This window comes from Bacillus sp. FSL K6-2861 (assembly GCF_038630725.1).
GTDB classification, from domain to species: Bacteria; Bacillota; Bacilli; order Bacillales; family Bacillaceae; genus Bacillus; species Bacillus velezensis.
The window spans coordinates 1,344,518-1,356,059 of sequence record NZ_CP152037.1; the positions used below are offsets into that span (position 1 = coordinate 1,344,518).

The window sequence follows — 11,542 nt, forward strand, 5'->3', positions numbered from 1 at the left end:
TCATTCCTTTACACGGAGCTTAAATTGGTCCAGAACCTCGGTGATATGCTTCAGTTCTTTTCTGTTTTCGATATAATAGGCGCCGATGTCAAGCGCCAGCTTCTTCCGTTCGATTCGTTTGTCAAACGGAGTGATTTCATCTAAGTCAGCCACATGGGCGAGTCCGATCGTGCGCCGGATCAGTTCGCATCCCGCAAAACCGACCGCTTCCTCAAACGCGTTTTTCAGTGTGTCTTCCAGCAGGTGTCTGCGGGAAGGCAAGCAGTCTTTCTCCCATGCTTCACTGAATGTTTTCACAAATGTATCCCATACGGCGGCAGTATGATCATATAACGGCTGTCTGTCGTCACCGTCGCGGCTGAGGGCGTTTAACAGCAGATTGGCGATAAATTGGCCGATGTCAAACCCGATCGGTCCGAAAAAAGCAAACTCGGGGTCAATCACCTTTGTTTCATGTTCATCTGCGAAGATGCTTCCCGTGTGCAGATCGCCGTGAACCAATGTTTCCGCGGAATTCAGAAAGATGGCTTTCAATTCGTCAGCGCCTTCTTTCAGCCGGGAATTGTTCCAAACTTTTTCTGCGTATGGGCGCAGCTCCTCTTCAAAATCGTTTGTCTCATGGTCGAGAAACGGTTCTGTAAACACAAGCCTTTCCGTAATATTGCAAAGCTCAGGATTTGTAAACTGCTTTGCGAGCTGCTGCTTTACTTTCGCATCAATCGCATAATCGGATGAGTAAAAAAGCGTTTTCCCTAAAAATTCACCGATATGAACCGATAAGTTCGGATAATGCTGCCCTTCCAGCAGCCCTTTTCTTGAAATCCGCAAATGCGAGAGGTCTTCCATTACCGTGACGGCCATTTCAGTATCGGAATAGTAAACGGCCGGAACGAGGTGCGGCACGTGTTCGCCCTGGCGGATGAGAGCGCTGCTTTCGATTCTCGCCCGATCAATGGTAAGCGGCCAGCTTTCACCGACGACTTTCGCGTAAGGGATTGCCTGTTTAATAATCAGTCCTTTTTTGTTTTCTTTATCGTAAACATGAAAGACATAATTTAAATTGCCGTCGCCGATTTCACGGCATGTCAGAGTGCTTTTGTTTTGGAATAAGCCGAGCTTGACGGCTAACGCGGCGGCGGAGCTTTCTGTTAATTGTTCATAAAGACTTGTTTTAGTTGCTGACATGGATTTACCCTCCAATTATGTAGTGGCAGTAAGAGATCGTGACGGAGAATACGCCCGAAAAAAAGCCTCCTTCTCTGAAAGAGAAGGAGGCTGAAACAGTGCAGTCCGCCTCTTATCTCTCAGATAACATCTGATGGAATTAGCACCGTGCCTTATGAGACAATCGTCTCGGCGCAAAATGTACGCGCCCCATTTCACAATGGAATTACGGTCGGTTGCTGTTGGGGTCAAAAGGCCAATCCCTCGCCCAACTCTCGATAAGAGAAAAATATATTGATTTGTATCACAATTCGGATTAATCAGTTGATGAAAATATTAGCAGGTACCGGATATTCTTGTCAACATTTTTTTGAAAATTAATATAAATCACGCCGCAAGTCTTGGAAAACCGGAATGGTTCCCCGCACGGCCGCGCTTTCTGACACATCGATTTCCGCCCGGACTGCGCCTTCCGTCCGGTCTCCTTCGGCTAAAATCCGGCCCCACGGGTCAATAATCAGGCTGTGGCCGGCAAATTCATTATCGGGATTGGACCCCGTGCAGTTAGAGGCTGCGACAAAACATTGGTTTTCAATTGCTCTGGCGATAAGCAGGCTTCGCCAATGATCAAGGCGGGGCAGAGGCCATTCCGCAGAGATAAACAGGACATTCGCGCCCTGGGACGTATGCTTTCTGATCCATTCGGGGAAACGGATATCATAGCAGATCAGCCCGGCGCACTTGACACCGTCAAGCTCAAAGGAACCGTCGCTGTTTCCTGCTGACAAGTAAAGGTGTTCATCCATCAGCTGAAACAGATGGGCTTTCTGATACCGCTTCACGATCTGTCCGCTGTTATCGGCGATGTACATAGTGTTATAGACATTTTCGCCTTCTTTGACCGCAAAAGATCCGGCAACGAGGTGTACGTTGTATGTTTTTGCCGTTTCTTTAAGCCATTGTTCCGAAACTTTGCCGTTTTCATCCGCCAGCTGGTCTAGCCGTGTGAGATCATAGCCGGTCGTCCACAACTCAGGAAGCACGATTACATCAGCATGGCGGCTTTCTTGCTCAATCAAAGATTCTGCTTTTTTAAAGTTTTCTGAAGGATTTCCGTATGAAATATCAAATTGCAAACAGGAAACGGTCCATTTCATTTTTTAACACCTCAAGTTTCTCTTTACTTTTTTTATTTAACCATATATGATGATGGACTATCATTTCAAGACATTTTTAGAAGGTGAAAATATGAACTTTGAAATCTCAGATGTACTCAAACAGCTGCCGGAACAATTTTTCGCATCATTGGTGCAAAAAGTGAATCAAAAGCTGAAAGAAGGCAGAGACGTCATCAACTTAGGGCAGGGAAACCCTGATCAGCCGACGCCTCAGCATATCGTTGAAGAAATGAAGCGCGCCGTCGAAAGGCCGGAAAATCATAAATACTCATCATTCCGGGGCGCTTACAGCTTCAAAAAAGCAGCCGCTGCATTTTATGAAAGGGAGTACGGGGTCACGCTTGATCCGGAAACGGAAGTCGCCGTGCTGTTCGGAGGCAAGGCGGGACTTGTTGAGCTTCCGCAATGTCTTTTAAACCCGGGAGATACCATTCTGGTGCCTGATCCCGGATATCCTGATTACTGGTCAGGCGTCGCCCTTGCAAAAGCGAGAATGGAAATGATGCCGCTGACGGAAGAAAGAGGGTTTCTCCCTGATTACAGCGTAATTCCTGAAAAGGTGCGGAGCGAGGCGAAGCTGCTGTATCTCAATTATCCGAATAATCCGACCGGCGCTGTGGCGACAGAGGCGTTTTTCGAGGAGACGGTCGGTTTTGCGGAGCAAAACGGCATTTGTGTCGTTCATGATTTCGCGTACGGAGCCGTCGGCTTTGACGGGCATAAACCGCTGAGCTTTTTGCAGACCGAAGGCGCAAAAGAGACGGGAATCGAAATCTATACCTTGTCCAAAACGTATAATATGGCGGGCTGGCGGGTCGGATTTGCCGTCGGAAACGCTTCTGTCATCGAAGCGATCAACCTTTATCAGGATCATATGTTTGTCAGCCTGTTTCCCGCGGCGCAGCAGGCGGCGGCAGCCGCACTTTTAGCGGATCAGGCATGCGTCGCGGCGCAAAATGACAGATATGAATCGAGACGCAATGCATGGATTAAAGCCTGCCGCGATATCGGCTGGGATGTGACGGCTCCGGCGGGCTCCTTTTTTGCATGGCTCCCTGTGCCTGACGGTTATACGTCACAGTCGTTTTCAGACCTGCTGCTCGAGAAAGCGGATGTCGCGGTCGCTGCCGGAAACGGGTTCGGAAAATGGGGGGAAGGCTATATAAGAGTCGGTCTTCTGACAAGTGAAGAAAGACTTAAAGAAGCTGCGGAACGGATCGGGAAACTGAATCTTTTCACCCGAAAAAGCATTGACATATCAGAATAACAATGCGATAATTCAAAATACTTTATAAAATCATTATTCTTATCAAGAGCAGGCAGAGGGACGAGCCCGATGAAGCCCGGCAACCGACTGATAAAGCACGGTGCTAATTCTTGCAGCAGGAGCTGAGAGATAAGATTCGGACATAACACGAAGCCTCTTTCTGCTCATACGGAAGAGGTTTTTTTATGTTTTGCGAAAGAAAGAGAGGCGTTCACGCATGAGTGAAGTATTGGCAACATATCTTCTGACAGACACAACGGACAGTGAAAAGCGGGCGGAACAGATTGCGGCGGGGCTGACGGTAGGCTCCTGGACTGACCTGCCCCTGGTGAAGCAGGAACAGCTCAGAAAACATAAAGGGCGGGTCGTAAAAGTTGAGGAGAAAGAAGGAACCTCAGAAAACGAAACACAATCCGTCATCACCATCGCCTATCCCGAGGCGAACTTTTCAAGAGATATTCCGGCCGTCCTGACGACGGTATTCGGAAAGCTGTCACTGGACGGAAAAATAAAATTGACTGATCTTGAATTTTCCGAAGGGTTTAAACGCTCCCTTCCCGGGCCGAAATTCGGTATATACGGCATCCGCAAACTGCTGGGCGAATTTGAAAGACCGCTTCTGATGAGCATATTTAAAGGCGTGATCGGACGGGATCTCGCCGACATTAAAGAACAGCTCAGACAGCAGGCGCTCGGCGGCGTGGATCTTATTAAAGATGACGAAATTTTCTTTGAAAATGAACTGGCTCCGTTTGAAACCCGCATTATCGAAGGAAAACAAGTCCTGAAGGAAACCCGGGAGGAAACGGGGCATAAAACGCTGTATGCCGTAAACCTTACGGGAAGGACCGCTGAATTGCGGGATAAAGCGAGGCGCGCGGCAGAACTCGGGGCGGACGCGCTTTTATTGAATGTGTTTGCTTACGGTTTAGATGTGATGCAGAGCCTTGCTGAGGACAGGGAAATCCCGCTTCCGATCATGGCGCATCCGGCAGTCAGCGGCGCGTTCACATCATCTCCCGTTTACGGCTTGTCGCATGCGCTTTTGCTCGGCAAGCTGAACCGCTATTGCGGCGCTGATTTCAGTTTATTTCCGTCACCTTACGGATCCGTTGCTCTTCCGAAGGAGTCCGCGCTTGCAATCCATGATGAATGTGTAAAAGACGATGTCTTTCATCCGTCGTTTGCCGTCCCGTCAGCAGGCATTCACCCCGGTATGGTGCCATTGTTGATGCGCGATTTCGGCATCGATCACATCATCAATGCCGGTGGAGGCATTCACGGCCATCCGAAAGGAGCCGAGGGCGGGGGAAAAGCGTTCCGCGCCATCATTGATGCGGTGCTTGAAGCGCAGCCGATTGAAGAAAAAGCCGCGTCGTGCAAAGATCTTCAGCTCGCATTAGACAAATGGGGAAGGGTGGAAGCCGTATGACCCGCACACCGCTGATTATTTGTGATTTCGACGGAACGGTCACCATGAACGACAACATTGTCAGCATGATGAAAGAATTCGCGCCTCCTGAGTGGCTTGAATTAAAAGACGGTGTTCTGTCTAAAAGCATATCAATCCAAGAAGGAGTCGGCCGGATGTTCGGACTGCTGCCGAGCAGCTTAAAAGAAGAACTGACCGGCTTTATCCTGAAGGATGCGAAAATACGGGACGGCTTTTTGGATTTTGTCTCGTTTGTCCGGTCAAACGGCCTCCCGTTTTATATCGTAAGCGGGGGAATGGACTTTTTTGTGCATCCGCTTTTGGAAGGGATCGTAGAAAAGGAGCGGATTTTCTGCAATCATGCATCCTTTGACAATGAATATATTCATATAGACTGGCCGCATGCCTGTGACGGAGATTGCACCAATCAATGCGGCTGCTGCAAACCGTCAGTCATCCGAAAGCTATCCGATCAGCAGAAATTTCTCATTATGATCGGTGATTCGGTCACGGATGTTGAGGCTGCAAAGTTATCCGATATGTGCTTTGCGAGAGATTATCTAATGACTGAATGCAAAGAACTCGGCCTCCGGCATCTGCCTTTTCAAGATTTTCATGAGGTGAAAACAGGCATTGAAAACATCGGGGAGGTGCAGGCATGGCTGCAAAAGAAGAACGCTGGCGCGAACTTGCCGAGGTAAAGCGCGAGCTGGCTGAAAGAGACTGGTTCCCGGCAACGAGCGGGAATCTTTCCATCAAAGTATCCGACGCGCCGCTGACTTTCCTCGTTACGGCGAGCGGAAAAGACAAACGAAAAGAAACAGATGAAGATTTTCTCTTAATCGATGAGAACGGGAAGCCCGCTGAGACCGGCCATTCTTTAAAACCCTCAGCAGAAACGCTTCTCCATACTTACTTATACCAAAAGACAGACGCCGGCTGCTGTCTGCATGTCCATACCGTCAATAATAATGTCATCTCAGAGCTTTACGGGGATGAAAAACAAATCACTTTTCAGGGGCAGGAGATGATTAAGGCGCTCGGATTATGGGAGGAAAACGCGTCCGTGACCGTTCCGATCATTGACAATCCGGCGCACATCCCGGCATTGGCCGAAAACTTCGCGCACCATGCGGCCGCCGGCTCAGGCGCGGTGTTAATCCGCAATCACGGCATTACGGCATGGGGGCGGACCGCATTTGAAGCGAAAAGGGTGCTGGAAGCCTATGAATTTTTATTCAGCTGTCACCTCAAGCTTCTGTCACTTCGGCCGCAGCTGGTAAAATAAAAGGAGGAATAGAAAATGGCGACCATCAGAATTCATGACGAAAAAAATACGCTCATTGAACATCAGGAAGAAGTAGCGCGCTTCTTAGACGAACAAGAGGTGATCTATGAGCAGTGGAACATTGAAAAACTTCCGTCTGAGCTTTCGGAAAAATACGATCTAACCGAAGATGAAAAAGAACGGATTCTCGCGGCGTTTGACACGGAGATTCAGGACATTTCAGCCCGGCGCGGATATCAGTCTCAGGATGTCATTTCTTTATCAGACACCACGCCGAATCTTGATGAATTATTAAAAAATTTCCAAAGAGAACATCACCACACGGATGATGAAGTCCGCTTTATCGTCAGCGGACACGGCATCTTCGTCATTCAAGGCAAAGACGGCACATTTTTCGACGTCCGTTTAAATCCGGGAGATTTGATTTCAGTTCCGGAGAACATCCGCCACTACTTTACGCTTCAGGAAGACCGCCGGGTCGTCGCAATCCGAATCTTCGTGACGACTGAGGGCTGGGTGCCGATTTACGAAAATGAAAGTGTGCAAAACTGATAGACGCCCGAACCTCTCATGCACCCACCGGCATGAGAGGTTTTTTATTGTAATATAAAGTCAGCTTTGGCTGTTTTTTAATTCTTGAATATGCCGCATTCTGTTTATATCATTACCCGAATGGGTATTATTCTCTTATTCATGCTAAAGATTCCAATATGAAATGAAAAAATAAGTTATTTAGTAAAAAAATGTTTACAAATAAAGTATAATCTGTAATAATGCTCAATAACCCAATCAAACTTGTTTCCTATTCTTTTAGCGGTGAGGGGTGAAGTGAATGGGCAGTTATTCTGAACAAGAAAAATTGCTTCTATCTATTGATAAAAAAAGAAAAATGATGATAGATGCGGCTAACAGGCAAGGGTTTACAGGATATGACACGATCAGGCACAGCCAGGAACTGGACTGTCTGATGAACGCGTATCAGCAGCTGGTAAACCGTGATCGTACACATCACCAAGGAATACAGGGCCTTGTGAAGAAAATAGGCTTGTTCTCCCGCGGTGACGTCATGCCTGCATATGAAGCAAACAAATGATGGATGATAAAACAGATAACGAAGACTGAATGCGCTTCCTGATCAAGCGCCGCATCCGAAAGATGACCGCGTACAGTCAGCACATTTTTCCGCTGGCACGGCTCACGAAGCGCCTCGTACTATCTGCCGGCTATGATGCCGTTCCTCTGGTATATCCTCTTACACATACTCTTCTTTAAATAAAAAACACCCCGATCAGGGTGTTTTTTTCATCGAGAAGCGGCAGGGAGGGTAATGGTGACCTCTGTGCCCTTATCGACTTCGCTTTGAATGTCAATCGAACCGCCGTACATCAGCATGATTCGTTTACATACGACAAGGCCGAGGCCGGTGCCTTTTTCCTTTGACGTTACAAACGGAAGAAAAATGTGCTCAAGCATATCTTCAGAAATGCCCATTCCGTTGTCAGCCACCTTAATGACTGCTTTATGATCGCGGGCTTCTAAATAGATGGACAGCCGGCCGCCTTCCTGCATGGATTCCAGCGCGTTTTTCGCGACATTTAAAATCACCTGTTTAATATGGTCTTTCGTGCAGTTGACCTTGAGCGGCCGATTGACGAGAATCTCCACATTCACTTCCACATTGTATAGATTCCCTTCAGAATAAATAATCGGCATAATCTCATCAAGAATATCCTGCAGCGAGTTCACTTCCAACCGTTCAGCAGTGGGTTTTCCAAGCACTAAAAACTCACTGACAATCTGATTGATCCGTTTAATCTCCTGCTCAATAATTGAGAAATACAGCTGATCTTCCTCCGATTTGTATTTTTTCTGCAAAAGCTGAATGAAGCCGCTGATCCCTGTAAGCGGGTTGCGGATTTCATGGGCGGTGCTGGCGGCAAGCGTTCCGATCAGCTCCAATTTCTGCGCTTCATTTTGAGCGCGCTCCAGCTGGGTCTTGCGCTTAAGCAAATAATATTGAACGAGGATGAACAGAATATTCAGCAGCACGGCAATACTGGACATCGGCAGCAGCACGCTTTTGGTCAGCTCATTCAGCTCAACCGGTTTCGGATAAACATTGATATTCCAATTAATATCATCCAGATAGCCGCTGACCGGTTTCACACCTTCTGATTGATCAGCCCGTCCGCTGGCAAATATCACTTTATTCTGATTGGTTGCCTTGACATAAACGTCAGGGCTCAGCATATTGATCATATTTCTCAAATAATCGACTTGTATGGCGGCTACTAAATAATCCGTGACTTCCCGTTCTGCGTCTAACACCGGCACGCAGATCGTGAAGATGCGCTGGCCTGTAATTCTGCTGGAGTAGTCATTTGTGATGACCGTTTTTTTCGTCTTTTTCGCCTTCGTAAAATACGGTCTGTCGGCCAAATTCACCTTTGATTTCAGATCAGTCGTGCTTGCGATGACATCACCTTTGGAATTCAGCATATACAGTCCGCTGAATCTGGGTTCATCCTCAAAAGCCTGATCGAGAATGTCAATGATCTTTTCTTCATTGACAGGCTTATCGACAGCGATCGCAAGTGTTGTCATCCGGGCTTTTGTTTCACCGATTAAATAATTGAGCTTATTGCGGTGAAGGTTGAGCATCATACTGGCTTCCTGTATGTGTTTATCGGCTATTTTCTGCTTTTCTTTTTCATAAATGAAAAAGCTGATAATAAGTGCCGGGATGATCACCAATATGAGATAAAGCTTGATCTTTCCCCGGGCACCTTTAAATGTATTCACTCTGCATCGCTCCAACATTACACTTGAATAGAGGTATTATATCATTTTTATACTTCTTTAATAAGAAAAAATAACCAAAATGATAGAAAAACAAATTATTTTATTAAGGTCTGACAAAAAGAAGAGAAATTTTGGAAACATTTTTGTTGACATTTTTCATTTTGTTTATTAATGTTTCTCTGTAACGGTTTCTTTTGTAAAAGGATGATTGAATGTATGACGGATAAAACAGAAAACTCATTGAAATTATTTATTGTACTGTCACGTGCGTACCGATCTATTAACGACCATATGAATAAACATATTCATAAGCACGGCCTGAACCCGACGGAATTTGCGGTGCTTGAGCTGCTGTACCACAAAGGCAACCAGCCGCTTCAGCAGATCGGCGACAAAATTTTATTAGCGAGCGGAAGTATTACATACGTTGTTGACAAATTAGAGAAAAAAGAACTTCTCATCAGAAAAGCCTCGCCGACTGACAGAAGAGTGACTTTCGCACAGATTTCCGAAAAGGGAATCCGTCTTTTGGACGATATTTTCCCTGATCATGCTGACGAAATTAAAGAAATGATCAGTGTGTTGAGTGATGAAGAGATAGAAATGTGTACGGAAATGCTGAAGAGAGTGGGGTTAAACGCTAAACATTTTCATCAGAAATAAAAAAGGAAGCCATTTGAAAGGCTTCCTTTTTTATATTACTGATTTTGGTCAGTCGCGGCGTTTCTAGGCTGTATCAATACCTCGACGCGCCTGTTTTTGCTGCGCCCTTCGGCGGTTTTGTTCGACACGGCCGGTTTATACTCTCCGAAACCTTTGGCGCTGAATACTTTTGCGTCAAGTTTCGGGTTTTCCGTGAGAATAGCCATGAAGTTGACGGCCCGCATGACGCTTAAATGCCAGTTAGATTGATATTGTGAGTTTTTAATCGGTACATTGTCCGTATGTCCGCTGATAATAATGTTCCTTGGCGGATTCAGCACAAGGAGATTCGAGATTTCCTTGGCAAGCGGAATATCTTCCTGACGGATATCCGCCCGTCCGGAATCAAAAAAGATACTGTCTTTAATGGTAATTAAGAGTCCTTCTTTAGTCAGCTTTGTTTCCAGCTGAGTTTCAAGCTTTTTATTTTTTATAAATTGATTGACTTGCTTTTGCACGCCTTCAAGTTCTTCGCGGTCGGCTGCTTCTCTTTCTTTCTTTTTCTGTTCTTTATCTTTTTCCTTGTCTTTTTTTAACTGATCAACGCCGTCTTTTTCGTTTTCAGGAGGGGTGACGCTTGAATATTCAAGAACACCCGTGCCTCCGGTAAACACGGCGTTAAATGATTTAGACAGCATTTGGAATTTCGCCGCATCGACCGAGCTCATGGCGAACAATACAATGAACAGAGCCAAAAGAAGGGTGAGCAAATCCGCGTACGGGATCAGCCAAGACTCATCCACATGCTCGTCATCATGCTTCTTCTTCTTTTTTCTCGCCATTGTTTGCCTCTCCTTCTTGTTCAGCGACTTTTGCGCGTTCATTCGCAGGAAGATACATGAGAAGTTTTTGTTCGATCACTTTCGGGGCCTGTCCTTCAAGCACTGACAGAACGCCTTCGATCATGATTTCACGCAGTTTGACTTCCTGCTTTGATTTGCGTTTCAGTTTGTTGGCGAAGGGATGCCATAGTACATATCCTGTGAAAATCCCGAGAAGGGTGGCGACAAAAGCCGCACTGATGGCATGTCCGAGCGCCTCGGTATTGTTCATGTTGGAAAGAGCCGCGATAAGGCCGATGACCGCACCCAAAACGCCGAGTGTCGGCGCATATGTGCCGGCTTGTGTAAAGATGGCTGCGCCGGCCTGGTGTCTGTCTTCCATCGCTTCAACTTCCTCAGTCATAATATCTCTGATAAATTCTGCGCTTTGTCCGTCAACCGCCATACTCAGGCCGTTTTTCAAAAATGCGTCATCCACGTCTTCAATGCTTGCTTCCAATGCGAGCAGACCTTCACGTCTGGCGATTTGCGCCCATTGAGAGAACATAGGAATTAATTGCGCAATTGTCAGCTGTTTGTTTTCTTTAAACAGCACTTTAAAAAGGGCAGGCACTTTTTTGATTTCTTTTCCGGGGAATGCGATGATCACCGCAGAAATCGTACCGAACAAAATAATCAGAATAGCTGCCGGGTTAGCGAGTGCGCTTAAGCTGACCCCTTTCAGCACCATGCCCACGCTTAAAGCAATCAAGGCGAGGATGATACCGATAATCGATGTTTTATCCATAGTTTTCACCAAATCCTTTATACTAGCTTTCTATGGTTAATATCGGTGGCAGTGCATGGAACTTTAGGGTGATTGAGAAATTGTTCCCGAATTCTTCACAGTTTCTCCCTTTCGGCATGGAGAAAGAAACAAAAAAGCGG

Annotated in this window: 12 protein-coding genes and 2 riboswitches; of the genes, 7 read left to right on the forward strand and 5 right to left on the reverse strand. The window is 46.5% G+C overall.

What is annotated here, in order from left to right:
- A complete protein-coding gene (mtnK, locus tag NYE62_RS06860) occupies positions 1-1,185 on the reverse strand; it encodes an S-methyl-5-thioribose kinase (RefSeq protein WP_342497316.1) in 1,185 nt (394 codons plus the stop codon).
- Between the two features lie 109 nt (positions 1,186-1,294).
- Positions 1,295-1,449, reverse strand: a riboswitch (SAM riboswitch).
- Between the two features lie 92 nt (positions 1,450-1,541).
- Positions 1,542-2,321, reverse strand: a complete 780-nt coding sequence (locus NYE62_RS06865; RefSeq protein WP_003154702.1) for a carbon-nitrogen family hydrolase — start codon at positions 2,319-2,321, stop codon at positions 1,542-1,544.
- A gap of 91 nt (positions 2,322-2,412) precedes the next feature.
- On the opposite strand from NYE62_RS06865, the gene NYE62_RS06870 reads away from it, so the two are divergent.
- From NYE62_RS06870 to NYE62_RS06895, 6 genes are all read left to right on the forward strand, one after another.
- A complete protein-coding gene (locus NYE62_RS06870; protein WP_160241922.1) occupies positions 2,413-3,609 on the forward strand; it encodes a pyridoxal phosphate-dependent aminotransferase in 1,197 nt (398 codons plus the stop codon).
- Between the two features lie 36 nt (positions 3,610-3,645).
- A riboswitch (SAM riboswitch) is annotated at positions 3,646-3,745 on the forward strand.
- A gap of 81 nt (positions 3,746-3,826) precedes the next feature.
- Positions 3,827-5,041, forward strand: a complete 1,215-nt coding sequence (gene mtnW / locus NYE62_RS06875) for a 2,3-diketo-5-methylthiopentyl-1-phosphate enolase (RefSeq protein WP_015239734.1) — start codon at positions 3,827-3,829, stop codon at positions 5,039-5,041.
- Entirely contained in the window at positions 5,038-5,742 is a 705-nt protein-coding gene (mtnX, locus tag NYE62_RS06880; RefSeq protein WP_325084015.1) for a 2-hydroxy-3-keto-5-methylthiopentenyl-1-phosphate phosphatase, read from the forward strand. Before mtnW ends, mtnX begins: the two co-directional genes overlap by 4 nt.
- Complete coding sequence (locus NYE62_RS06885) at positions 5,700-6,329, forward strand: methylthioribulose 1-phosphate dehydratase (RefSeq protein WP_007408466.1); 630 nt, start codon at positions 5,700-5,702, stop codon at positions 6,327-6,329. The genes mtnX and NYE62_RS06885 overlap by 43 nt, the downstream gene beginning before the upstream one ends.
- Positions 6,330-6,344: 15 nt before the next feature.
- Entirely contained in the window at positions 6,345-6,881 is a 537-nt protein-coding gene (locus NYE62_RS06890; protein WP_007408465.1) for a cupin domain-containing protein, read from the forward strand.
- Between the two features lie 280 nt (positions 6,882-7,161).
- The gene (locus NYE62_RS06895; RefSeq protein WP_007408464.1) at positions 7,162-7,422 is read left to right on the forward strand and encodes an aspartyl-phosphate phosphatase Spo0E family protein; all 261 of its coding nucleotides are present in this window, start codon (positions 7,162-7,164) and stop codon (positions 7,420-7,422) included.
- 209 nt (positions 7,423-7,631) lie between these two features.
- Here the strand turns inward: NYE62_RS06895 and NYE62_RS06900 are convergent, their stop codons facing one another.
- Entirely contained in the window at positions 7,632-9,149 is a 1,518-nt protein-coding gene (locus NYE62_RS06900) for an ATP-binding protein (protein WP_061046826.1), read from the reverse strand.
- A gap of 198 nt (positions 9,150-9,347) precedes the next feature.
- On the opposite strand from NYE62_RS06900, the gene NYE62_RS06905 reads away from it, so the two are divergent.
- The gene (locus NYE62_RS06905) at positions 9,348-9,794 is read left to right on the forward strand and encodes a MarR family transcriptional regulator (RefSeq protein WP_007408463.1); all 447 of its coding nucleotides are present in this window, start codon (positions 9,348-9,350) and stop codon (positions 9,792-9,794) included.
- A gap of 35 nt (positions 9,795-9,829) precedes the next feature.
- On the opposite strand, the gene motB is transcribed toward NYE62_RS06905, so the two are convergent.
- Together motB and motA are read right to left on the reverse strand one after the other, a co-directional pair.
- The gene (gene motB / locus NYE62_RS06910; protein ID WP_003154685.1) at positions 9,830-10,615 is read right to left on the reverse strand and encodes a flagellar motor protein MotB; all 786 of its coding nucleotides are present in this window, start codon (positions 10,613-10,615) and stop codon (positions 9,830-9,832) included.
- A complete protein-coding gene (gene motA, locus NYE62_RS06915) occupies positions 10,587-11,402 on the reverse strand; it encodes a flagellar motor stator protein MotA (protein ID WP_007408461.1) in 816 nt (271 codons plus the stop codon). Before motA ends, motB begins: the two co-directional genes overlap by 29 nt.
- Positions 11,403-11,542: the final 140 nt, after the last annotated feature.